This window comes from Sphingopyxis sp. FD7, assembly GCF_003609835.1.
Taxonomy (GTDB): Bacteria; Pseudomonadota; Alphaproteobacteria; order Sphingomonadales; family Sphingomonadaceae; genus Sphingopyxis.
Genome location: NZ_AP017898.1, coordinates 2,943,212 through 2,967,295, shown reverse-complemented (window position 1 = coordinate 2,967,295; position 24,084 = coordinate 2,943,212). Strand labels below are relative to the sequence as shown.

20 protein-coding genes are annotated in these 24,084 nt (G+C 67.1%); 13 read left to right on the top strand and 7 right to left on the bottom strand.

Annotated elements, in window-relative coordinates:
• Positions 1-20: 20 nt before the first annotated feature.
• The gene (locus SPYCA_RS14265; RefSeq protein WP_120221429.1) at positions 21-1,982 is read right to left on the bottom strand and encodes an alkyl/aryl-sulfatase; all 1,962 of its coding nucleotides are present in this window, start codon (positions 1,980-1,982) and stop codon (positions 21-23) included.
• A 62-nt stretch (positions 1,983-2,044) separates the two neighbouring features.
• On the opposite strand from SPYCA_RS14265, the gene SPYCA_RS14260 reads away from it, so the two are divergent.
• Positions 2,045-2,533: a flavodoxin family protein gene (locus SPYCA_RS14260; protein ID WP_120221427.1), complete on the top strand. Its 489-nt coding sequence runs from the start codon at positions 2,045-2,047 to the stop codon at positions 2,531-2,533.
• Positions 2,534-2,662: 129 nt separating this feature from the next.
• Here the strand turns inward: SPYCA_RS14260 and holA are convergent, their stop codons facing one another.
• The 4 genes from holA to SPYCA_RS14240 all read right to left on the bottom strand — a co-directional run bounded on the left by holA (position 2,663) and on the right by SPYCA_RS14240 (position 7,431).
• A complete protein-coding gene (gene holA / locus SPYCA_RS14255) occupies positions 2,663-3,694 on the bottom strand; it encodes a DNA polymerase III subunit delta (protein ID WP_120221425.1) in 1,032 nt (343 codons plus the stop codon).
• Positions 3,691-4,233 (bottom strand): LPS assembly lipoprotein LptE, encoded by a 543-nt coding sequence (lptE, locus tag SPYCA_RS14250; RefSeq protein WP_120221423.1) that lies wholly within the window; start codon positions 4,231-4,233, stop codon positions 3,691-3,693. Before lptE ends, holA begins: the two co-directional genes overlap by 4 nt.
• A 132-nt stretch (positions 4,234-4,365) precedes the next feature.
• Positions 4,366-6,915, bottom strand: a complete 2,550-nt coding sequence (leuS, locus tag SPYCA_RS14245; protein ID WP_120221421.1) for a leucine--tRNA ligase — start codon at positions 6,913-6,915, stop codon at positions 4,366-4,368.
• 54 nt (positions 6,916-6,969) lie between these two features.
• Entirely contained in the window at positions 6,970-7,431 is a 462-nt protein-coding gene (locus SPYCA_RS14240) for a DUF3576 domain-containing protein (RefSeq protein WP_120221419.1), read from the bottom strand.
• 278 nt (positions 7,432-7,709) lie between these two features.
• On the opposite strand from SPYCA_RS14240, the gene SPYCA_RS14235 reads away from it, so the two are divergent.
• Entirely contained in the window at positions 7,710-8,423 is a 714-nt protein-coding gene (locus tag SPYCA_RS14235) for a hypothetical protein (RefSeq protein ID WP_120221417.1), read from the top strand.
• 42 nt (positions 8,424-8,465) lie between these two features.
• Here SPYCA_RS14235 and SPYCA_RS14230 read toward each other — a convergent pair whose 3' ends face one another.
• Positions 8,466-9,074 (bottom strand): thiamine phosphate synthase, encoded by a 609-nt coding sequence (locus SPYCA_RS14230; RefSeq protein WP_120221415.1) that lies wholly within the window; start codon positions 9,072-9,074, stop codon positions 8,466-8,468.
• A 56-nt stretch (positions 9,075-9,130) separates the two neighbouring features.
• Here SPYCA_RS14230 and SPYCA_RS14225 point away from each other — a divergent pair, with 56 nt between their 5' ends.
• Complete coding sequence (locus tag SPYCA_RS14225) at positions 9,131-9,793, top strand: YggS family pyridoxal phosphate-dependent enzyme (protein ID WP_120221413.1); 663 nt, start codon at positions 9,131-9,133, stop codon at positions 9,791-9,793.
• A gap of 166 nt (positions 9,794-9,959) precedes the next feature.
• Here SPYCA_RS14225 and SPYCA_RS14215 read toward each other — a convergent pair whose 3' ends face one another.
• Complete coding sequence (locus tag SPYCA_RS14215; RefSeq protein ID WP_120221411.1) at positions 9,960-10,889, bottom strand: glutaminase; 930 nt, start codon at positions 10,887-10,889, stop codon at positions 9,960-9,962.
• A 98-nt stretch (positions 10,890-10,987) separates the two neighbouring features.
• Here SPYCA_RS14215 and SPYCA_RS14210 point away from each other — a divergent pair, with 98 nt between their 5' ends.
• The 10 genes from SPYCA_RS14210 (at position 10,988) to sdhD (ending at position 24,083) form a co-directional block, all read left to right on the top strand.
• On the top strand, positions 10,988-11,461 hold the full coding sequence (locus tag SPYCA_RS14210) for a VOC family protein (protein ID WP_120221409.1): 474 nt from the start codon (positions 10,988-10,990) through the stop codon (positions 11,459-11,461).
• On the top strand, positions 11,458-11,784 hold the full coding sequence (locus SPYCA_RS14205) for an ArsR/SmtB family transcription factor (protein WP_120221407.1): 327 nt from the start codon (positions 11,458-11,460) through the stop codon (positions 11,782-11,784). The genes SPYCA_RS14210 and SPYCA_RS14205 overlap by 4 nt, the downstream gene beginning before the upstream one ends.
• On the top strand, positions 11,781-12,248 hold the full coding sequence (locus tag SPYCA_RS14200) for an SRPBCC domain-containing protein (RefSeq protein WP_120221405.1): 468 nt from the start codon (positions 11,781-11,783) through the stop codon (positions 12,246-12,248). Before SPYCA_RS14205 ends, SPYCA_RS14200 begins: the two co-directional genes overlap by 4 nt.
• Positions 12,249-12,662: 414 nt before the next feature.
• Positions 12,663-15,071 carry a ligase-associated DNA damage response DEXH box helicase gene (locus tag SPYCA_RS14195; protein WP_120221403.1) on the top strand — a complete coding sequence of 803 codons (2,409 nt, stop codon included), beginning with the start codon at positions 12,663-12,665 and terminating at the stop codon, positions 15,069-15,071.
• An 85-nt stretch (positions 15,072-15,156) separates the two neighbouring features.
• Complete coding sequence (locus SPYCA_RS14190; protein ID WP_120221402.1) at positions 15,157-16,194, top strand: retroviral-like aspartic protease family protein; 1,038 nt, start codon at positions 15,157-15,159, stop codon at positions 16,192-16,194.
• A gap of 39 nt (positions 16,195-16,233) precedes the next feature.
• Positions 16,234-16,950: a ligase-associated DNA damage response endonuclease PdeM gene (gene pdeM, locus SPYCA_RS14185; protein ID WP_120221400.1), complete on the top strand. Its 717-nt coding sequence runs from the start codon at positions 16,234-16,236 to the stop codon at positions 16,948-16,950.
• Between the two features lie 146 nt (positions 16,951-17,096).
• Positions 17,097-19,928 (top strand): TonB-dependent receptor, encoded by a 2,832-nt coding sequence (locus SPYCA_RS14180; protein ID WP_120221398.1) that lies wholly within the window; start codon positions 17,097-17,099, stop codon positions 19,926-19,928.
• 211 nt (positions 19,929-20,139) lie between these two features.
• Entirely contained in the window at positions 20,140-22,869 is a 2,730-nt protein-coding gene (locus SPYCA_RS14175) for a TonB-dependent receptor (protein WP_120221396.1), read from the top strand.
• A gap of 373 nt (positions 22,870-23,242) precedes the next feature.
• Positions 23,243-23,686: a succinate dehydrogenase, cytochrome b556 subunit gene (sdhC, locus tag SPYCA_RS14170; protein WP_120221394.1), complete on the top strand. Its 444-nt coding sequence runs from the start codon at positions 23,243-23,245 to the stop codon at positions 23,684-23,686.
• Entirely contained in the window at positions 23,679-24,083 is a 405-nt protein-coding gene (gene sdhD / locus SPYCA_RS14165) for a succinate dehydrogenase, hydrophobic membrane anchor protein (protein WP_120221392.1), read from the top strand. The genes sdhC and sdhD overlap by 8 nt, the downstream gene beginning before the upstream one ends.
• The last annotated feature ends 1 nt before the right edge of the window (position 24,084 follow it).

Below are 24,084 nucleotides of genomic sequence, written 5' to 3'. Positions count from 1 at the left end.
TTCGTTAGCGGGTCATGCGGTTACGGCACAACTATATTGAAGCGCGGGTCGGCGGGCGGGTGGAGCGCGAACCACGTCAGAAAGGCGAGGCGATCGCCCTCGATGCGGATCGCGCCCGACTGCATCAGCGCGGGAAACTGCGCCTGCCCCAGCATCACATCGTCGAGCGTCTTGCGGTCGATGGTGATCGTCGCGGTCGGCGCGGGGTCGGTCACGCCATAGCGGGGAAACTCGACACCGCCGCCGACGACGACCGCAACCCTTTCCTTGCTGTCGGGGAGCACGAACTGGAAGGTGCCGTTGAGCGCGGCGCCCTTCGCCGCATCGAAGCGCGCCGCGAGCGCGTCGAAAAAGACCGCGGTGGGGATCGCGCTGACGAACGAGCGGCTTTGCCCGTTGCTCGTCGCCGCCTCGGCGGCATTGCCGCGCAGACTGGCCGCGGCGGCGAGATAATAGTTGCGCCACGCCCCCGATTCGGCCTGATAGCCGAGCTGGTCATAGGCCGACGCGAGCGCGTCGCGCGCCGCCCGATTGCCCGGTTCGGCAAAGACGAGCCTGTTCAGCAGTTCGGCCGCCCAGCGATATTCGCCCGCCGCGATCGCGTTGCGCCCCGCCGCGAGCAGCTTGTCGGCGCCGCCCGCGAGCGCGACATATCTGGGCGCCGATTGTTCGGGGGGCAGCGGGTTGAAATTGGCGGGGTTGCCGTCCCACCAGCCGAAATAGCGCTGATAGACCGCCTTCATGTCGTGGTTGAGCGTGCCATAATAGCCACGCGTCGAAAAATCGCGGCCCTGCACCGGCGCCTCCGCCGTCGCGTCGGCAAGCTCGTGCAGCGTCGCGCCGCGGTTCGCGAGAAAGAGCGTGCGGTCGTGGACATAGCGATAGGCATCGCGCTGGTTCGCGAGCAAGGCGCGCACCTCGTCCGCGCCCCACGTCGGCCAGTGGTGCGATGCCAGCGCGACCTCGGCCACCCCGCCCCATTTCAGCAGCATCGCGTCGATCACCTTTGACCAGCGCAGCGCGTCGCGCACCTGCGCGCCGCGCAGGGTCAGGATATTGTGCAGGTTGTGCGTGACGACTTCGGTCGTGTGCAGCGCCTTGAAAGCAGGAATGTAAAAGACGAACTCCGACGGCGCCTCGGTGCCGCCCGCGTCGAGAAAGTCGAACGCCAGCCCGTCGATGGTCAGCGTGCCGCCCTCGGCGCCCACCGTCTCGGTCGGCTCCATATAACCGATCGTCCCCGACGACAATTTGGGGCCCAGCCCGGTATCGACCTGTCCCCGCGGCCCCGGCGGCAGGATCGCGCCGAACATGTAAAGCGCGCGCCGCCCCATTGCCGCGCCCGCGAGCACATTTTCCGACGTCGCTTCTTCCGAAAAGCCGTGCGGGGCGATGATGCGGATGTTCTCGCGCGCGACCTGTTCGGGCGTTACGATGCCGCCGACGCCGCCGAAATGGTCGCTGTGGCTGTGGCTGAACACTATGGCCCTGATCGGGCGCCGTCCTTCCCTGGCTTCGATCGTGTCGGCAAACAGTTTCCATGCGGCCGCCGCGGCTTCCTCCGACAACAGCGGATCGACGACGATCCAGCCGGTCTGGCCGCGGATCACCGTCATCACCGACAGGTCGTAACCGCGCAGCTGCCAGATCTGGCCCGGCACCACCTCGAACAGCCCGTGGACGGCGTTGAGCCGCGCCTGTCGCCACAGCGAGGGGTTGACGGTATCGGGCGCCTCGCGCGCCTCCAGAAAGGCATAGGGGCGCCGGTCCCAGATGATCGCGCCGTCCTTGCCGGTAATCACGCCATCCGCAATTTCGGCGAGCTTGCCGCGCGTCGCATTCGCTTCGTCGCGCGGGTCGCCGAGCGGCAGGCGCTTGGCAAGCTCGGCCTGCGCGGTGCGCGTCGCCTCGCTCGCGGCGTCCTGCGCATGTGCGGCGAGTGGCAGGCAGCCCGCGAACAACAGGGTCATCAGTCGGCGCATTTGGTCCCTCCCTCTTTTCCGTGCAGCTTGCGCCGCGTCGCCGCGCTTGGCAAGCAGGGGCGATGGACGATGCGCCGCCCCTGCTGATCGCATGGCACAGCCGCACCGGCGGCAGCGAAGCGCTCGCCAGGGCCGCGGCCGAAGGGGCGGGCGGGGCGGCGCAGCGCGTCGCGGCGGCCGATGTCACCCCCGATATGCTGCTCGCGGCCGCGGGCTATCTGTTCGTTGGCCCTGAAAATCTCGCCGCGCTGTCGGGCGCGATGAAGGAGATGTTCGACCGCGCCTATTATCCCTGCCTCGGCCGGATCGAGGGCCGCCCCTATGCGACGATCATCTGCGCGGGCTCCGACGGCGAAAGCGCCCAGCGCCAGCTCGACCGCATCGCGACCGGCTGGCGGCTCCGGCGCGTCGCCGATCCGGTGATCGTCAACACCCATGCACAGACGCCCGAGGCGATCCTGGCGCCAAAGACGATTCCGCCGGAACGCCTTGCCGAAGCCCGCGATCTCGGCGCCGCGCTCGCCGAAGGGCTGGCGGCGGGGATATTCTGATCGCGCGACGATAGCCCAGACTTTTCTTTGATCGTCATCCCGGCGAAGGCCGGGATCTCGCCGCATTGATCGGCTACGGCGAGATTCCGGCCTTCGCCGGAATGACGAAAAGGGGAGGGACGATTACCGCTACCGCGCGCGCGCGGCCTGGTGCGCGATGTCGGTCATCAGCTTGCGGAACAGCACGGCGCCCGCGGTGCCCGATGCTTTGAGCGCGCGCTCGCAGTCGAGCAGTCGGCTCATCAGGCGGGCGATGCGCACCGAATCCCAGAGGTGGAGCTGCGCCGTCACCGCCGCCTGTTCTTTCCAGAACACGCCGCTGCTGCGCGCCGACACGACGGTCGCGGGATGCGCGCCGCCGTCGACCTCGGCGCGCAGCCGCGCAAGTTGCATGGCGCGGATCGCGAGCGCGCGGATGATGCGGATTTCGGCGACGCCGACCGCGGCCGCGGTGGCGAGCATGTCGGGCAGTTCGCGCACCTTGCCGCCCAGCGCGACGTTGATGCACGCGCTGACATCCTCCTCGTGCGTCGCGGCGCCCAGCGCGGCGATGTCGGCGGCGGTCACCTGTCGCTGGCGGTCGGCGGCCGCGTCGAGATAGAGCGCAATCTTTTCGATCTCGCGGCGCATCAGCGCCTGGTCGCCCGACACCAGATCGACAAGCAATTGCGCCTCGGCATTGGCGAGGCGCAGTCCCTGGTCCTGCGCCGCCGCCATCGCGATGCCGACGAGCGCGCGGCGGTCGGGCTGGTAACAGATGGCGGCGACCGCATGGCTCGATCCCTCGACCAGCTTCACCAGTTTCGACTTGGCGGTAACCGACGCGCCGGTCGCGATCACCGGGTTGATCGCGGTGTCGGCGGCGAGCAACGCCTCGACCGCCGCGAGGCTGTCGTCGCCGCTGCCGGTGAGGTCGAGGCGGATCAGGCGGGCAGGCGAGAATAGCGACATCGACGCCGCCTCGGCGGCGAGCAGCGACGGGTCTTGTGCCAGCTGTATATTCGTCAGGTCGAGCCGCTCGGCCTCCTTGCCCGCGAGGCCGACGAGGTGGTTCGCGACCGCGCCCATCGTCGCTTCGTCGGGACCGGTGAGGAGGACAAGCCGCACCGCGGGGTCGAGGCGCGTCTGGCGTTCGAGATCGGCGGGCTTGACGCTCTTCATTGCCCGGCGGGGGCCGCGCCGTCGGTCGGCTGGCCGCCGCCGCGGTTCGCATAGACGGCGAGGCGCGCGACGATCTGATCGGCGATGCCCGAGGCGAGCCGTTCGAGCGCGGTCGATTCGGCGGCGATCGTCGCATATTCGCTGCCGACGACGTCGATGCCCGCGTCCTGTGCGGCGGTCGCGTCGAGCAACACTTCGCCCGTCGCGGCGTCGACAAGCTGATAGCGCGCGCGAAGCGTCCGCCGCTCGCGCGTCACCGCATCGTCGGCGCGCACCCCGAACCCCGTGATCGAATCTTCGAGCCGCACGTCGAGCCGCAGCCGCTTGCCAGCGCCTTCGCCGCCCTGCGTCGGGCGCAACCGGTCGCGCAGCGCGTTGCGGACGAGCCAGCCCTCATGCCCCGCGATCGGCGCGACATCGACGTCGGCGAGTGTCTGCGCCACCGCGCCGCCGCCGCCATTGGCGTAAAGCGGACGCAGGCCGCAGCCGCCAATGGTCAGCGAGGCGGCAACGAGGGCGGAGATGAGGAGGCTACGCATCGTTAACAACATGGACCTTTATCCCCGTTCGTGTCGAGCGAAGTCGAGACACCATGAGGCCGCTCACGAACGATGGGCGTCTCGACTTCGCTCGACGCGAACGGAAATGAAAGGTTCCGCTCCCGGCCGCCATCAGGGAACGATATTCACCAAACGGTCGGGAACGACAATCACCTTCTTGGGCGTCGCGCCTGCCAGCAGTTCGACGATGCGCGGGCGCGCGAGCGCGGCGGCTTCGAGGGCCTGCCTGTCCAGTCCCTTCGCCACCGTCATCGTGTCGCGCAGCTTGCCGGCCATCTGGATCGCGATCGTCACCTCGTCGTCGACGAGCAGCGCCGGATCGGCGGCCGGCCATGCGGCGTCGGCGACCAGCGTGGTCGTGCGCTGGCCCTCCGGCAAGGCCGCCCATGCCTCTTCGGCCAGGTGCGGCATCATCGGCGCGACGAGCAGGATCAGGGTGCGGCACGCCTCGGCGCGTGTCGCCGAAGGCCTGGCCTTTTCGATCTCGTTGGCGAGCGCGTGGATTTTCGCCACCGCCTTGTTGAAGCCCAGCGCCTCGATATCGGCGGCCACTCCGGCGATCGTCTGGTGGAGCCTGCGGGCAAGGCTCTTGTCTTCGCCGCCGTCGCCGACATTCGCGGTCTCGCCGAACAGCCGCCACAGCCGCTGGACGAAACGCCACGCGCCCTCGATCCCCGCCTCGCTCCACGGCAGGTCGCGCTCGGGCGGGCTGTCGGACAGCATGAACCAGCGCGCGGCGTCGGCGCCATATTGGTCGAGAATGGCGTCGGGATCGACGACATTCTTCTTCGACTTCGACATCTTGATGACGCGGCCGACCTCGACCGGGGCGCCGTCGGCGATCAGCGTCGCTCCGTCGGCGCCGCGCTCGACTTCGTCGGGCGTGAAAAAGAGCGGCGGCAGTCCCTCGCCCTGCGGCCGGCTATAGGTTTCGTGCGTCACCATGCCCTGCGTGAACAGGCTCGCGAACGGCTCCTGGATGTCGATCATTCCCAGCTTGTTCAGCGCGCGCGTCCAGAAGCGCGCGTAGAGCAGGTGGAGGATCGCATGTTCGATGCCGCCGATATATTGGTCGACGGGCAGCCAGCGGCGGATGACGTCAGGGTCAAAGGGCCGGTCCGACGGCGACGATGCAAAGCGCAGGAAATACCAGCTCGAATCGACGAAGGTATCGAGCGTGTCGGTCTCGCGCACCGCCTCGCCGCCGCAGCTCGGGCATTGGACATGCTTCCACGTCGGATGGCGATCCAGCGGATTGCCGGGGACCGAAAAATCGACATCCTCGGGCAGCTTTACCGGAAGCTGGCTCTTGGGCACGGGAACGGTGCCGCACGCCGGGCAATGGATGAAGGGGATCGGCGTCCCCCAATAGCGCTGGCGCGACACACCCCAGTCGCGCAGCCGCCACACGGTCGTGCCCTTGCCCCAGCCCTCATGCTCGGCGCGCGCGATGACCGCGGCCTTCGCTTCGTCGATGCTCATCCCGTCGAGGAAGTGGCTGTTCACGAGCTTGCCCGGGCCGGTATAGGCTTCGTCGCCGGTGAAATGCTGAGCGGTCTCATCCCCGTCGGCGATCACGCGGTGCACCGGCAACGCATATTTGCGCGCGAAATCCAGGTCGCGCTGGTCGTGCGCCGGGCATCCGAAAATCGCGCCGGTGCCATAGTCCATCAGCACATAATTGACGACCCAGACGGGCAGGTGCCAGTCGGGGTCGAGCGGATGCTCGACCGCCAGGCCGGTGTCGAAGCCCAGCTTCTCGGCGGTTTCGAGCTGCTCGGCCGATGTGCCCTGACGGCGGCATTCGGCGATGAAGGCCGCCAGTTCGGGCGAATCCTTCGCCAGCCTTTCGGCGAGCGGATGGTCGGGCGAGATCGCCGCGAAGCTCGCGCCATAAAGCGTGTCCGGGCGCGTCGTGAACACGTCGAAACCCGGCGCGCCGCCCGCCAGCTTGAACGAGAACTCCAGCCCTTGCGACTTGCCGATCCAGTTTTCCTGCATCAGCCGCACCTTGTCGGGCCAGCTGTCGAGGCTGCCCAGGCCTTCGAGCAGTTCGTCGGCGAAGTCGGTGATCTTCAAAAACCACTGCGACAATTTCTTCTTCTCGACGAGCGCGCCCGAGCGCCAGCCGCGACCGTCGATGACCTGTTCGTTGGCGAGCACCGTCATGTCAACGGGATCCCAGTTGACGTAGCTTTCCTTGCGATAGACGAGCCCCGCGGCATGGAGGTCGAGGAACAGCGCCTGTTCCTGGCCATAATAATCGGGCTCGCAGGTCGCCAGCTCGCGGCTCCAGTCGATCGCGAGGCCGAGGCGCTTCAATTGCGCGCGCATCGCGTCGATATTGGCGCGCGTCCAGCCGCCGGGGTGGACGCCCTTTTCCATCGCGGCATTTTCGGCCGGCATGCCGAAGGCGTCCCAGCCCATCGGATGCAGCACATCGTGCCCCGTCATCCGCTTGAACCGCGCGAGCACGTCGCCCATCGCGTAATTGCGGACATGGCCCATGTGGATGCGCCCCGACGGATAGGGGAACATTTCCAGGATATAGGCTTTCGGCCTGTCGCCGCCGTCGGTCGTGGCAAAGCTGTTCGCCGCCTCCCACGCCTTTTGCCAGCGGGCGTCGGCGGCGAGGGCGCCGAAGCGCGTTTCGCGGGTCATGTGTCGGTTACCCCGTCAGTCTGTCTGGGCGAGCGCGCGGCAGCGCGCCGCAAATTAATCCCGGATGGCCGAGCGGCGCAGGTCGCGCGCGCGGGTGAGGATGATTTCCTCGAGCTTCTGCACCGTCGCCGCCTGCACCGGCGCATCGACCCAGGTGCCGCCCTGCGACACCTGACGCGAGGCGGCGACGCGCAGCGCGTCGGCGCGCAGATCCTGGTCGAGGATCGACACGGTGACCTTCATCCGCTCGCCGGGGTTCGACGGGTTGGCATACCAGTCGGTGATGACGACCCCGCCCGCCGAATCGGCCTGGAGCAGCGGCATGAACGACAGCGCGTCGAGCGAGGCGCGCCACAAATAGCTGTTCACGCCGATCGTCGTCACCTGGCTGGCGGCAAGATCGGCGCGCGGACGGTCGTTGTTCGCACAGGCCGCAAGGCCGAGCGCCGCAAGCCCGATCAGCGCAAGCGAAGCCGCGCGGCGGCCGGGGCTGGCGGGGACGGAAAGCTGGAACATGCCGATACACCTTATCTCTTGGGCACCGGGCAGCTTCGCAAACCGCCCGTGCATACGGAATTGCCAGCGTCTCTATCGCCCTTGCCGCCGTCCGGCAAGCACGGCAATTTGCGCTGCGCGGCCGTTCAGCTTCGGGTCAGTCGAGGCGCGCGGTGTGACGAATGCGCAACATTTTCTGGCGAAATGCCCTTCGGTCACGATGATATGACCCGAATCACTGGAAATGTTACACCAACGGGCCTATCTGACGAGTCGATTGGGGTTGGAGTCGCAGGACGATGGCGCGCACATCGCGACATTATTGGAAAGCAGGGCTCACCGCTTTGGCGGTGGGTATGCTTGCGCTTCCGCCCGCGCTCGCGGCGATGTCGAGCAGCGACCGGCTGCGCGACACCGCGCTGTCGGAAACCCTTCTGGGCCAGTTCACTCCGGCGTCGGGCGACGAACGGCTGATCGCGCGCTACAACAAGATGTCGGCCGAACAGCGCCGCAATTTCAGTTTCACCCCCGCGCTCACCGATGACGGGCGCAAGAATCGCGCGATCACTGTCGTGATCCGCGCGCGCGACGATGCGTCGAGCGCGGCGCGCACCGCGGGGCTCGCGGCGGGACGCACCGCGCCGGTGGCGATCGCTCCGGTGAAATATGATCTCGGCGCGTCGGTGGGCTTTGAAAAATTCGTCACGCCGACGCTGCCGCGCGGCACCGACCTGCGCAACCTGCCGGTCGCCAGGGCGCCCGAACAGGCCGAGAAAAAGTCGCGCTTCGCCACGCGCATGGTCAACCGCCCCAGCGACCCGAGCGGTGCGACCGATCGCGTCACCGCTCCCGGCGAAGCGTCCGCGGTCGATGTCGTCACCAGCTATCGCCTGACGAAGAATATCGATGTCACCGCGGGCGTGCGGTACAAGGCCGACGACCGCTTCGAGCCGCTGACCGATTCGCGCCGCGACAGCCAGGCGGTCTATGTCGGGACGGCGTTCCGCTTCTGAGCCTGCATTGATATTGGGCCCGGAGCGGCCCCGAACCAAATCTCAACGCAGCCTTGAAGATCTCTTGGCCGCCTTTTCCTCCCACGCATCGATTGCCGCCCAGCCCGCGCCGATTCTACTCGCGCGGTTGAGCCGACGCGCGCGCGCCGTGGTCATGCCGCCGAGCGCGACCGGCTGGCCGCCCGACAGCCGCGCGAGCCGCAGCCACGCCGCGCGCCCCAGTGCGGCCGCGCCGGGATGCGAGCGCGTCGGATGGAGCGGCGAGACGAAGGCGGCGTGCGCTCCCGCGCGCCGCGCGCGCCGCGCCTCGTGCGCGTCATGGACGGGCAGGGTGAGGATCAGGCCGAGCGCGTGAGCCTGGCGCGCCCGATGCGCGTCGCGCTGGCGCAGATGAACGCCATCGGCGCCCCAGCGCCGCGCGATTGCGGGTGTTCCGGCCAGCAGCACGGTCAGGCCGCGCGTCCGGCCCAGGCGAATCAGCTGCCGCAGCAGCCGCCAGCGCGCGCGCGGCGGCAGGCGATCGTGGCGCAGCACGATCCCGCTTCCGGGCGGCAGCAGCGCCGCGAGCGCCAGCGGACCGGCCCGCGCCCGCTCGTCGCTGAACAGCCAGATGCCCGGAACTTTGGGCCGTAGAGGGTGGCGCGCGCGCATCGCGCTTTCTATAGGCGCGTCGCGAGCGCGCGCAACGCGCCGATGGGAATGAGACGATGAGCGACGCAGCAGACCGGCTGGCCGAGGTGCAGGGACATATCGCCGACGCGGCGCGGCGCGCGCAGCGTGGGGCGGGCGACATCTGCCTGATCGCGGTGTCAAAGACGCACGGCGCCGACGCCATCCGTCCGCTGATCGCCGCGGGCCAGCGCCATTTCGGCGAGAATCGCGTGCAGGAAGCCGCGGCGAAATGGCCTGCGCTGCGCGCCGAAACGCCCGGCGTCGTGCTCCACCTGATCGGCCAGCTGCAATCGAACAAGGCCGACGAAGCCGTGGCCCTGTTCGACGCGATCCATTCGGTCGATCGCTCCTCGCTCGTGCGGGCGCTGGGGAAGGCGTGCGAAAAGGCGGGGCGGCAACCGCAGCTGTTCGTCCAGGTCAATATCGGCGACGAGGCGCAGAAAGGCGGCTGTGCCGTCGCCGACCTCCCCGCGTTGCTCGCCGAAGCGAAGGATGCGGGGCTGGCGATAGCGGGCCTGATGGCGATCCCCCCCGCGACACAGGAACCCGCGCCCTTTTTCGCGCTGCTCGACGAACTTGCCGAGCGCCACGCCCTGCCGCTGCGTTCGATGGGGATGAGCGGCGATTATGAAACCGCGGTGATGCTGGGCGCGACGCACGTGCGCGTGGGCACCGCGCTGTTCGGCGCGCGCGGGTGATTCGCGGCAGCGGCGGGTGTGGACCGTTTGCGGATTTCTATTCCATCGTCATCCCGGCGAAGGCCGGGATCTCGCCGGTGCGGCAAACCGAGAGGGCGAGATCCCGGCCTTCGCCGGGATGACGGATGAGGGAAGGCCCGGAATCCATCCCAATGCCGCCCCACCGTCAATCGAACACCGACCACCCCGCGGCATAGGCGAAATGTTCGAGCGCCGCGGCGCCCGCGAGCGAGGTTCCCGCCTCGTTCAGCCCCGGTGACCATACCGCGATCGACCCCTGCCCCGGCGCGATGCACAGGATGCCGCCGCCGACGCCGCTCTTGCCGGGCAGGCCGACGCGAAAGGCGAATTCGCCCGAATTGTCATAATGACCGCACAGCATCATGATCGCGTTGATGCGCCGCGCGCGGTGCGCGTCGATCAGCTGCTCGCCGGTCCGCGGATCGCGCCCCGCCATCGCCAGGAACAGCCCGGCGCGCGCGAGCTGGCGGCACGACATGGCGATCGCGCATTGCCGGAAATAGACGCCGACGACGGTTTCGACCGGATGCCGAAGGTTGCCGAACGCATCCATGAAATGCGCGAGGCTGCGGTTGCGCGCGCCGGTTTCGGATTCGGACAAGGCGACATCGAGGTCGATCGCGACGCTTTCGTCGCCCGCCCGCGCGCGCATGAAATCGACGATCTCGTCCGCGACCGTATCGCCGTCGCGCCCGTCGATCAGCCGGTCGGTCGTCGCGATCGCCCCCGCGTTGATCAACGGATTGCGCGGGATGCCCGCCTCGCTTTCCAGCTGGACGATCGAATTGAACGCGCTGCCCGACGGCTCGCGCCCGACGCTGTCCCACAAGGCGCCGCCGATCCGGCGCAGCGCGAGCGCCAGCGTAAACACCTTCGACACCGACTGGATCGAAAAAGGCTCGTCGGCGTCGCCCGATGTGTGGACGCTGCCGTCGGGGAGCGCGAGCGCGAAACCCAGCCGGTTCGGATCGACCTTAGCCAGCGCCGGAATATAGTCGGCGACGCGGCCCTTGCCGAGCTGCGCTGCCGCCAGCGTCATCGCTTCGTCGATATGGCTGCGAAGATCATCGGTCATCGGCTTCGCTTAACAGGTTTGCGGCACAAAGCATGTATTTGCAGTTCTACGAAAATATTATATATATGAGAAATCAATTGAGCATCGGGAGACGAGACATGGTCGACCATCCACGTTCCAAGGGGCTTTCGAGCGCCGTCACCTATCGCGATCCCAAGGCGGCGTTCCGCTGGCTGGAGGTGGCCTTCGGGTTCGAGCCCGCGTTCGTGCTGCTCGACGAAGCGGGCAACCTCGCGCATTCGGAAATGAGCTTCGGCGATTCGGTGGTCATGGTCGGCAATGAATGGTCCGACGACCATCGCAGCCCCGTCAATCTCGGCGGCAAGAACACGCAGTCGGTCCATGTCCAGCTTGCGGCGGGCGACGACATCGACGCGCATTGCGAGCGCGCGCGCGGCGCCGGGGCCGAGATTGTCGCGGACCCCGAAACGCAATTCTATGGCGACCGCACCTATCGCGCCAAGGATCCGGAGGGGCATATCTGGACCTTTGGCGTGACGGTCGAGGTCAAGAGCGCGGCCGAATGGGACGCCGCGGGCGGCTTCACCACCAAGACGCGGCTCGACAATTGAGCGCGGCGCTCGACCGGACGCTCGGCGCGCTCGCCGACCCGGTGCGGCGGCGCGCGATCGAACTGCTGGGACAGCAACCACGCAGCGCGGGCGAACTCGCGCGCGAGCTTGGTCTTGCGCCGCCCGCGATGAGCCGCCACCTGAAGGCGCTGAAGGAGGGCGGGCTGGTTGAGGATGGCCACCCCGCCTTCGACGCACGCGTGCGCATCTATTCGCTGAAGGACGGCGCGACGGCGGAGCTCAGGCAATGGCTTGCCGAAACCGAGGCGCTGTGGACGCGCCAGCTCGCCGCGTTCAAGGCCCATGTCGAGGGGGACGCATGAGCGCCGCGGTGATCGTCGCGCTGCGCGTCGCGGCGACTCCGCAAGCGGCCTTCGCGGCCTTCACCCGCGACATCGGCATCTGGTGGCAAAGCCATCCGCTGTTCCAGCTCAGCCGGCGTGGCGACGGGACGCTGCGCTTCGATCCCGCGGGACCGGGTGGCCGCCTCGTCACGCGCTTCGACGATGGCCGCGAGTGGGAAATCGGCCCGGTGCGCCACTGGCTGCCCGGCGAGCGGCTGGCGTTCGGCTGGCGCCTGCCAAGCTTTCGCGAGGATCAGGCAACCGAGGTCGACGTCCGCTTCGAGGCGCTCGGCCCCGAAACGCGCGTGACGGTCGAACATCGCGGCTGGGACAGCATCCCGCAGAAGCATGTCGCGCGCCACGGCTTTGAACTGATGCTGTTCCAGCGGCGGCTGGGTGAGCATTGGCGCGGGTTGCTGAAAGCGATGGCGGCGCGGATGTGAGGACGATGGCGGGGATGGGGGGCTGCCTTTCCGCTTCGTAATGCCGATCGAATGACCGCTTCCGTTTGGAAAAGGGGAGATTCGCGCAGAGATCGCCGAGTAGATTCTTCACGCGGAGACGCGGAGACGCGGAGAGGTCGGATCGGGCCGACAGGCCCATTCTCCACTCCTGCCTCCCGACGTCTGGCGGCGTTTGAGAAAGAAAGCCGCTTCGCGGCGAGCGTTCCTCTCCGCGACTCCGCGCGCGAGCCTTTCACCGGGACTCTCTGCGATCTCTGCGCGAATCCTATTCAAACCCGCCTGCGCGGCCATGGCAACTACCGGCCGCTTCCGGCCACGCGCCACCCCGACCATCCCGAACTGCCGTCACCCGAAACGCTTGCCCCCTCGCGCTGCGGTCGCCACATCTGTGCCATGCGCCTTCCCACCCCCTTCGCCGACTGGTTCGCCGCGCGCGGGTGGCGGCTCAGGCGGCATCAGGCCGAAATGCTTGGCGCGGCGGCGCGCGGCGAGCACGCGCTGCTCGTCGCGCCGACCGGCGCGGGCAAGACGCTTGCGGGTTTCCTCCCCAGCCTCGTCGATCTCGCCGCGCATCCCTCCGACCGGCTGCACAGCCTCTATGTCTCGCCGCTCAAGGCGCTCGCGGCCGACGTCGAACGCAATCTTCTCGGCCCGATCGCCGACATGGGGCTGGCCATCAGCGTCGAAAGCCGCAGCGGCGATACCTCGTCCGACAAAAAGGCGCGCCAGCGCAGTCGGCCGCCGAACATCTTGCTGACCACCCCCGAATCGTTGTCGCTGCTGATCTCCTACCCCGACAGTTTCACGATGTTCGCCGACCTCAAGACGGTGGTGATCGACGAGATTCACGCTTTTGCGCCGGGCAAACGCGGCGACCTGCTGTCGCTCTCGCTGTCGCGGCTTCAGGCGATCGCCCCCGGCCTCCGCCGCGTCGGCCTGTCGGCGACGATCGCCGACCCCGACCTATATCGCGCCTGGCTCGCGCCCGATGCCGACGCGGACAAGGTCGCGCTGGTCGAGGGCGAGGCGGGCGCCGACCCCGACATTTCCATCCTGCTGCCCGAAGGCGCGGTGCCCTGGGCGGGGCATTCGGGGCGCTGGGCGGTGCATCAGGTGATGGCGGAGGTGGCGCGCAACCGCACGACGATCATCTTCTGCAACACGCGCGGCCTCGCCGAGCTGATCTTTCAGGAGCTGTGGAAGGTCAACGACTTCGGCCTGCCGATCGCGATCCACCACGGCAGCCTCGACATCGAGGCGCGCCAGCGCGCGGAGCAAGCGATGGCCGAAGGGCGGCTGCGCGCGCTCGTCGCGACCTCCAGCCTCGACCTCGGGCTCGACTGGGGCGACGTCGATTGCGTGATCCAGATGGGCGCGCCCAAGGGATCGTCGCGCCTGCTCCAGCGCATCGGCCGCGCCAACCATCGCCTCGACGAGCCGAGCCGCGCGCTGATCGTGCCGGGCAACCGCTTTGAATATCTCGAGGCGCGCGCGGCGCTCGATGCCGTGGCGGCCGGGGAGCGCGACGCCGACCGCTTCCGCCCCGGCGCGCTCGACGTGCTCGCGCAGCATGTGATGGCGCTCGCCTGCGCCGCACCGTTCCGCGAGGAGGCGCTGCTCGCCGAGATCCGCGGCGCCGCGCCCTATCAGTGGATCGACGCCGAAGTCTTTTCCCGCCTGCTCGGCTTTGTGCGCGACGGTGGCTATGCGCTCAAAAGCTATGATCGCTTCCGCCGCCTTGCGCCCGACGGGCACGGCGGCTGGCGCATTTCGCACCCGCGGCTCGCCGCGCAGCACCGGCTCAACGCGGGCATCATCGTCGATGCGCCGACGCTCGATGTGCGCTTCAGGAACGGCCGCCGCCTCGGCCGCGTAGAGGAATATTTTGCGAGCACGCTCGTCCCCGGCGACACCTTTGCCTTTGCGGGCTTGAGCCTCGAGGTCGAATCGATCCGCGACACCGACCTGATCGTCCGCGCGACGACGCGGCCCGCGCGCATTCCATCCTATATGGGCGCGCGCATGGCGCTTTCGACGCGGCTTGCCGACCGGGTGCGCGGCTTCCTTGCCGATCCCGCGAGCTGGTCGCGCTTTCCCGATGACGTGCGCTTCTGGCTGGAGATGCAGCAATTGCGGTCGGCGCTGCCGCGCGCAGGCGAACTGCTCGTCGAAAGCTTCCCGCACGAAGGGCTGCACTATCTCGTCACCTATCCCTTTGAAGGGTGGAATGCGCACCAGTCGCTCGGGATGCTCATCACCAAGCGGATGGACCGCGCGGGGATGCAGCCGATGGGCTTTGTCGCTTCCGACTATGCGCTGGCCATCTGGTCGCTCCAGCCGGTGACGCGCCCCGAAACGCTGTTCGACGCCGAAATCCTGTCGGACGAATTTGTCGAATGGGTCGAAAATTCGCATCTTTTGAAGCGCGCCTTTCGCGAGGTCGCGGTGATCGGCGGGCTGATCGAGCGCCAGCATCCCGGCAAGCGCAAGACGGGCAAGCAGGTCACTTTTTCGACCGACCTCATCTTCGATGTGCTCCGCAAATATGAACCCGACCATCTCCTGCTCGAAGCGGCGTGGGCCGACGCGCGCGAGCGGCTCACCGACGTCGCGCGGCTGGGCGATCTGCTCGACCGCGCGGCAGGAACGATGCGGCATGTCGGGCTCGATCGCATCAGCCCGCTCGCCATTCCCGTGCTCGTGCTCATCGGGCGCGAAAGCGTCGCGGCGTCCGACCTCGACGATGCGCTGCTCGGCGAGCTCGCCGACACGCTCGCCCGCACCGCGATGCGGGCGGATTGACGCGCCGGAGACGCCGGGCGTTTCGCTTGCCGACGACCGCGATGAGGCGTAGGCTGCGACAAAATATGGAAAGAGGATGCCAGCGATGACCCGTTCCGTCCGACGGCCCATCCTTGCGGCGCTGCTCGCCGCGGCCGCGCCGCTGCTGCTCAGCGCAACGCCTTCTCCCGCGACGCCGCCTTCTCCCGCGGCGACGCCCGGCCCGGCGGCCGAATCCGGCGCGCCGCCGGTCGGGGTCGTGCCTTTCATCGAACCCTTCGACCTCGACGCGACGCGGCGCATGGCGGTTCAGGTCATGATCGACGGCAAGGGCCCCTTTTCCTTTCTCGTCGACACCGGCGCCGAACGCACGGTGATCGCGCGCGAACTCGCCGACCGGCTGGGGCTTGTCGAGGGCGAAAAGTTGCGGATGGCGACGATCGGCGGATCGGCGACGGTGCCGAGCTATCATGTCGCGGCGCTCCAGATGACCAGGCTGCATCTGGCCAAGGTCAATGTCCCGGCGTTTCACGGCCGCCATATCGGCGCGGCGGGGCTGATCGGCGTCGATATGCTCGAGGAACGACGCGTGCTCATCGATTTCCGCGACGAGACGATGGAGATATTGGAAACGCGCAAGCGCGCGCGGCCCGTGATCCGCGACGATGACGCCATCGTCGTCACGGCGCGCAATTCGGCGGGGCGGCTGATCCTGTCCGACGCGCGGCTGAACGGCCGGCGCATCGACGTCATCGTCGACACCGGCGCCCAAACCAGCGTCGGCAACCTCGCTTTGCAACGGCTGGTGGCCGAAAAGCGCGCGAACCGGCTGCCCTTCCTGCCGACGACCCTCGCCGCGGTGACAGGTGAGGACGTGCAGGCGACGCGCACCGCGATCAAGCGCATCGTCATCAACGGCATGGACATCAACGATCTTCCCGTCAGCTTCGCCGACAGTCAGGCGTTCCGCGCGCTCGGGCTCGATGAGCGCCCGGCGTTGCTCCTCGGCATGGACAGCCTGTCGCTGTTCGACCGGATCGAGATCGACTTTCCGAACAAGCGCGTCGTCTTCGACCTGCCCGAACGCGCGCACCGCAACGCGGGGCAGCGCTTCGCGGCGAATGGGGGCGCGTTCGGGGGGTAGTCGCTTGCCGTGGCGTGGGGGCATTGCCATAGGAAGCGAATGTCCGCCGCCGCGCCCTTCGACTTTGCGGGCCAGCATTTTCAGATGCTGGCCGAAAACGCCTTGTTCTGGCCGCGCCACGGCGCGCTGATCGTCGCCGACCTGCACCTCGAAAAGGCGAGCTGGTATGCGGCCCGCGGCCAGCCGCTGCCACCCTATGACAGCCACGACACGCTCGACCGGCTCGCCGCGCTTGGCGCGCGCACCGGCGCGCGCGCGATCTGGTGCCTCGGCGACAGTTTCCACGACCGCGATGCCGCCGCGCGCATCGTCCCCGCCGTTGCCGACCGGCTCGCCCGACAGGCGCGATCGGTGGCGCTCGTCTGGATCGCGGGCAATCACGACGGGCTCAGCGCGGGCGCGTGGGGCGGCACGGTCGCCGACCAACTGCTGGTCGACGGCATCGTCTTTCGCCACCAGGCCGAACGGGGCGAGGGGCGGCCCGAAATATCGGGGCATTTCCATCCCAAATTGTGCAGCCATATCCGTGGCCGTCGCGTTGCGCGCGCCTGTTTCGTCGGCGACGAGCGGCGGCTGATCCTTCCAGCCTTTGGCAGTTTCGCGGGTGGATTGGCGGCGGATGACCCGGCCGTCGCCGCCAATTTCGGCGGCCCCTATCGGGCGATGCTCGTGGCAGGCGGGCGACGGCTCGATTTCCCCTGTCCCGGCCACGCGGCGGGTGACGCTACGGCACGCCCGGCTGCTGCTGCGCCTTAGGTCTTCAGGCTGGTTCCGGCCTGTGGCCAAAAAGCATCACCCCGGCAAAAACGACGCAAATGCTGGCGTTTCGCTGGAATGGCGGCGCAATTGGGTTATGTTCCCGCCGCAACAAAAATAATGAAATGTTGAGAGGAGTGCCCGAAATGAAATCATCTTCCCTTCATGCTGCCCGCTTGCTGCGCACGACGGCGATGGGCGTGTCGATCGCCATCGCGAGCGTCGCGGCACCCGCGCTGGCGCAGGACAGCGGCGCCGACACGGCGGCCGACACCGCGACCGAAGACAGCGGCGACGCGCCGATCGTCGTCACCGCGCAAGGCCGTTCGCAGCTTCTGTCCGACGTGCCCGTCGCCATCTCGGCGGTCAGCGCCGAAACGCTCCAGAACAGTGGCGCGAACGACATTCGCCAGCTCAATCAGGTGGCGCCGTCGCTGCTCGTTTCGTCGACCGGCTCGGAAGCCAATGGTTCGGCGCGTATCCGCGGCATCGGCACGGTCGGCGACAACCCCGGCCTCGAAAGCTCGGTCCCCGTCTTCATCGACGGCGTCTATCGCTCGCGTTCGGGCATCGGCCTCAACGAACTGGGCGAAATCGACCGCATCGAAGTGCAGCGCGGCCCGCAGGGCACGCTCGGCGGGCGCAACTCGTCGGCAGGTCTGATCAGCATCTATTCGAAAAAGCCCGATTTCCAGTTCGGCGCCACGGGTGAAGTCACCTATGGCAATTATGACTATTGGCGCCTCGGCGGCAGCGTCACCGGCCCGATCAGCGACACGCTCGCCGCGCGTATCGACGGCGTATGGGTCAAGCGCGACGGTTTCTATGACGACGCCGCAAACAATCGCGATGTCAACAATCGCGACCGCTATTTCCTGCGCGGGCAATTGCTGTTCGAACCGACGGATGCGCTGTCGATCCGGCTGATCGCCGACTATACCTATCGCGACGAAGAATGCTGTGCGGCGACCTATATCGACAGCAGCGTCAATCCGTACATCGGCAACCTCAACAATCCGGGCGTCCCGGCGTCGGCCACGACGAACAATATCGTGCGCGTGCTCGCCGATCTCGGGCAGGACCTGGGCGCCTTCAACCAGGGCTATGGCCGCGACATTTCGGTGACTCCCGGCCGCAGCTATGCCGGCAAGACAAAGGATTATGGCTTCTCGGGCCAGATCGACTATGATTTCGGTGGTGCGACGCTGACCTCGATTACCGCCTATCGCGAGTACCGGTCGAGCCAGGCGGGCGACGTCGATTATGGCACGGTCGATATCCTTTATCGCGCGCCCGATGCCGACGCCTATCGCCAGTTCCACACTTTCACGCAGGAACTGCGCCTTCAGGGCGAAGCCTTCGACGGCAAGCTCGACTGGCTCGTCGGCGGCTTCTACGCCAATGAAAAGCTGCGCGTGCGCGACAATCTCCGCTTCGGTGAGGATTATGGCAAGTTCGCGGCGTGCCGTCTCGTCACTGGGTCTACACTGGTGCCGTTCTACGACCCCAGCACCACCAACTGCATTAGCCCCACGGGACAATTCGCGCTGGGCAATAACCTGATCCCGACGCTGCCGACCGGCGTCGGTCCGCTGATCTTGGCTGGGGTGAACAACCTGGCGTCGATCAGCGACCGGGGCAGCATAAACGACGTCTATCGCCAGAACGGCGAGAATTGGGCGTTGTTTACGCACAATATCTTTCACATCACCGACAAGCTCGATTTCACCTTCGGCGTCCGGTACACCAACGATAAGAAGAAGTTTTCGGCGACCTTCACCAACGACAATACTGCTTGCGTCGCCAATCAGGCATTGTTTGAGCCGTTGCTCAGCGGCCCGCTCGCAGCCACCGCCGCGGGCATATTGGGCCTGAGTTGTCAGGGCAACTCAACCTCCGAACTGAACGGCGTGTCGATTCGCGACAAAAGGAGCGAGGACGAATGGACCGGCACCGCGATCCTGTCTTACAAGCCGGTCGACGACCTGATGCTCTACGCTAGCTATTCGCGCGGCTATAAGGCGGGCGGTTTCAACCTCGACCGCTCGGCGCTGAAGCCGCCGGTGATTCTGGCCGGAGCGGATTCCAGTTCCAGCTTTGCTGCCGTCGGCGGCGCGCAAGCACTGGTCGGCAATCTGCAGTTCGACCCCGAAACGGTCGACAGCTATGAAATCGGCGCCAAATATGCGACCGGCCCGTTCGGCCTTGGCCTGACCTTCTTCCGGTCGGACTTCTCGAGCTTCCAGCTCAACACATTCAACGGCTCCGTCTTCCTTGTCCAGAACATCAACGGCTGCGACAGCGACTTGGCCGGCGGCGACCGCGACCAGAGCAAGTTTCTCGGTGCGCCCAACTACAACAGCGCAGCGGCGACCACCGGCGCCTGTCCCGCCGGCGACGTCAGCCACGGCGTGCGGTCGCAGGGCTTCGAACTCGAAGCCTCGCTCGTTCCGGCGCGGGACTTCCGCATGACCGCAGGCCTGACCTATGCAAAGACCAAATATCGCGGCCAGTTGGTAGGTAATGATTCGGGCGCGCCGCTCGATCAGGCGCTGCGCCTGTTGCCGGGCAACAATCTGTCGAACGCGCCCGAACTGGTCGCCACCGGCAGCGTCGCCTGGACCCCCGACATCGGCAGCAGCGGGCTGACCGGCCTCGTCTATGTCGATGGCCGCATGACCAGCGATTATAACACCGGGTCGGACCTGTTCCCGCAAAAGGGACAGGACGGCTATGCGATCTTCAACGCGCGCATCGGCATTCGCGGCCCCGACGAGACATGGGGCATCGAGTTCTGGGGGCAGAATATCTTTAACAAACAATATGCTCAGGTCGCGTTCAACTCGCCGTTCCAGGAAGGCGCGACGTCGACCGGCACCGCCTTCGCCGACCCGCAATATCCGGGCGGGCGTCAACTCTTCTCGCAGTTCCTCGCCGAACCGCGCACCTATGGCGTGACGTTGCGCGGCAAATTCTGAACCGCGCCGACAGCGTGAGATGGGGGGCGGGGCCGATGGTCCCGCCCCTTTTTCTTGCCGGGCGAAGTCAAGCTGTCACCTTTGACAGCTGTGGCACAAAAGCCGCGCGTTTCGGGAAATGACGTTACGGCACCTTGCCGATGCTGGCGACCTCGCCCGGCGCCATGATAGCCTCCCCGCCAAACAATATGGAAGAGAGGAGGGCCTGAACATGACGCTTCATTCCTATCGCGCTGCTTCGATGCTGCGCGCCGGCGCCGCCGCATTGCCGCTCGCCGCGATGCTCGCCGCCGCGCCGGCGATGGCGCAGGAGGGCGGCGGCGCCGAAGCCGACGACAGCACGATCATTGTCACCGCGACGCGGCGCAGCGAAGCGCTGTCCGACGTGCCCATCGCGGTGTCGGCGGTCACGGGCGACACGCTCGAAAAGACGGGCGCGACCGACGTGCGCGCGCTCGGGCAGGTCGCGCCCTCGCTGCTCGTGTCGGGCGCGACGAGCGAGGTCAATTTCACCGCGCGCATCCGCGGCATCGGCACGGTCGGCGAGAATCCGGGCCTCGAATCCTCGGTCGGGCTGTTCATCGACGGCGTCTATCGCAGCCGGACAGGGGTGGGCCTGTCCGAGCTTGGCGACATCGAGCGCGTCGAGGTGCTGCGCGGGCCGCAGGGCACCTTGTTCGGCCGCAACTCGACCGCGGGGCTGATCAATATCGTCACCAAAGGACCCGAGCTTGGCGCCTTTTCGGGCAAGGGATCGCTATCCTACGGCAATTATGATTATTGGCGCGTCGACGGGATGGTCAACGCTCCGCTCGGCGAAAAGGCCGCGGTGCGCGTTGATGGCGTGTGGCAGCGGCGCGACGGCTTCATCGACAATGTCACGCCGGGTGAGGACGACATCAACGACCGCGACCGCTGGCTCGCGAAGGCGCAGCTGCTGCTCGAACCCGCCGAAAATGTCACGCTGCGTCTGATCGCCGATTATTCGGAGCGCGACGAAAATTGCTGCGGCGGCGTGCTGCTGAACCCGGTGCGCAGCCTGACGCGCGGCCCCGACGGCTTTCCGGTGGCGTCGCCGAACACGCTGTTGCCGCTGCTTCAGCTGCTCGGCGCCAATCACCAGGTTCCGCCCGCCGGAACGAGTTTCATTCGCCAACAGGCAACGACGCCCGGTGTTTCCTATCGTTCGGACACAAAGGACTGGGGCGTGTCGGGTGAGCTCAACTGGGACTTCGGCGGCGCGACGCTGACCTCGATCACCGCCTATCGCGATTACAGAAATGCGCAGGGACAGGATTCCGATTTCAGTGCGCTCGACATATTGCGGCGCACCGACCTCGACCGCCGCTTCCGCCTGTTCACGCAGGAACTGCGCCTGCAGGGCGAGGCGCTGGACGGACGGCTCGACTGGCTTGTCGGCGGCTATTACGCCAATGAGAAGCTCGATGTCGACGACGACATCGTCTATGGCGCCGATTATCAGCGCTATGCCAATTGCCTCGCCGCGGCGGCGCTCGCACCGACCTTCCTCAACCCGGCCTCGCCGACCTGTTCTAACCTGCCCGCGACAAGCTTCCCCGGCTTTCAGGGTATCGCCGCGCTGCTCGGCGCCGCGCCGCTGAACGGTACGGGCAACAATGGTTCGACCTTCGCGCAGCGCAGCACCAACTATGCGCTGTTCACGCACAACAGCTTCGACATTGTCGAGGATGCGCTGACGCTCACCATCGGCGCGCGCTACACGCACGAGAAAAAGACGCTCGCGGGCGACGCCAGTTTCACCAACAGCTTATGCCCCGCGATCGTCAATTCGTCGCTTCAGGCGCTGGCGAGCCTCGCCTGCGTCATCAACGGCACCGCGCCCGATATCGTGCGCGGCGCCGAAGGCACGAAGTTCAGCGAGGGGCAGTGGACGGGCACCGCTGTGCTCAGCTGGAAACCCGCGCCCGAATGGCTGGTCTATGGCTCGGCGTCAAAGGGGTACAAGGCGGGCGGATTCAACCTCGACTATTCGGCGCTCGACCGGCCGTGCAGCACCACCGCGGGTTCGGCGGCGCAGAACGCCGCCTGCGCCGCGCTGCTCGCGCGCCCGGCGAACACGCCCGGCAATGCGCGGCCGGAGGCGAGCGACCTGCAATTCGCGAGCGAAAAGGTCGACGCCTATGAGCTGGGGGTCAAATGGGACGGCCCGGGCATCGACGTCAATCTGGCGGCCTTCTACCAGGAATATAGCAATTACCAGCTCAACACCTTCAACGGCGTCAACTTCGAGGTCACGAACATTCAGGCGTGCAAGGACGACCTTGGGACGGGGCCGATCGACAACAGCGCCGCGACCGGCGCCTGCGCATCCGACCGGCTGAAACCCGGCGTCGTTTCAAAGGGGATCGAGATCGAGGCCTTCCTGCGCCCCGCGCGCTATCTGTCGGTCAATATGGGCCTTACCTATGTCGACACTCTCTATCGCCGCAACCTCGTCGGCACGGGCGGGCGGCCGCTGTCGCCGGTGCTGTTCCAGCTGCCGGGGCGCGGCGTGTCGAACGCCGCCAACTATGTCGCGACCGCGGGGATCAGCTGGACGCCGCCGATCGGATCGTCGGGGATGAGCGCGCTCGTCTATCTCGACACGCGCCTGCAAAGCGACACCAACACCGGTTCCGACCTCGACGTCGAAAAGATCCAGGACGGCTTTGCGGTCTTCAACGGCCGGATCGGCCTTTACGGCCGTGATCGCCGCTGGGGCATCGAGCTGTGGGGGCAGAATCTCTTCAACAGGCGATATTATCAGATCGGCGCCGACATGCCGCTTCAGGGATCGGGGTCGTTCCGCACCGTCGCCGCCCCCGCCTCGCTCGGCTTTCCGGCGACCGCGAACCAGCTCTTCGTCGGTTTCCCCGGCGAACCGCGCACCTGGGGCGTGACCTTGCGCGGCCAGTTCTGACCACCGCCCGTCCTCCTCGCGCACGGGGAGGGCCAAGGGGGGCCTGCCGCGGCCGGGCACTGTCGCGGCAGGCTCTTTTGTGCCGCGACCCGGCGGATGGCGCAAAATCTTGGGTCCATCGCCCGCAAGGCCGCCCGGAGGCGAGATCGAAGCCATTTCGGCGTCCCTCCGGGATTTGCCCGATTTGCCCATGGCGTCGTCGAAAAGTCTTGAAATATCGACATATTCCCGCGCCTTTTCTCCTCGCCCCGAGCAAAATCGCTTCAAACCTCGAACGGCCAATTTATGGGTTTACGGCCTAAGCAATTGCATATCGCGACGGGAAGGCTTAACCGGCGGCGCATCGACCGTTTAGAGTCAGGACAGGGCTGATATGGCTGGCAATGAACCGGGCGCGCGGCCGCGCTCCCCCCACCTGCAAGTGTATAAATGGACCCCCGCGATGGCGGTCTCCATTTTCCACCGCGTCAGCGGCGACGGGCTGGCGATCGTCGGCGCCTGCCTGTTTCTCTGGTGGCTCGGCGCGCTCGCCGCGGGGCCCGATGCCTATGCGGCCTTCATCGCCTGCGTCTGGCACGATCCCGACGCCGGGACATTTCATCGGGTGACCAATATCCTCGGCAAGATCGTGCTGATCGGCCTCACCTGGGCTTTCTTCCAGCATCTCTTCTCGGGCCTGCGCCATTTCGTGCTCGATGCGGGGGCGGGATATGAGCTCAAGACGAACAGGCTCTGGTCGACGCTCGTTTTCGTCGGCGCGCTGACCGCGACCGCCGCGACCTGGCTCTATATCCTGCAGGGGACGTTCAATGGGTAATGGCACGCGCCTCGGCCGCGTGCGCGGGCTCGGCTCGTCGCACCACGGATCACATCACTGGCTGCAACAGCGGCTGACCGCGCTCGGCAATATCCTGCTTGTCGGCTTTCTCTTCGTCTCCTTCCTGCGCCTGCCGATGACCGATCATGGCGCGGTGCTGCGCTGGGCGTCGAACCCGTCGGTGGCGCTCGCGCTCATCCTGATGCTGGTCAGTGTCTTCTGGCACCTGCGGCTGGGGCTTCAGGTGATGATCGAGGATTATGTCCATGGCGAAGCGACGCGGCTGCTCGCGCTCGTCATCCTCAATTTCTATGCGATCGGCGGCGCCGCCTATGGCATTTTCGCGATCGTGCGCATTGCGCTGGCGCCCGCGGCGCTCGGCCCCGGGGGCATGTAAG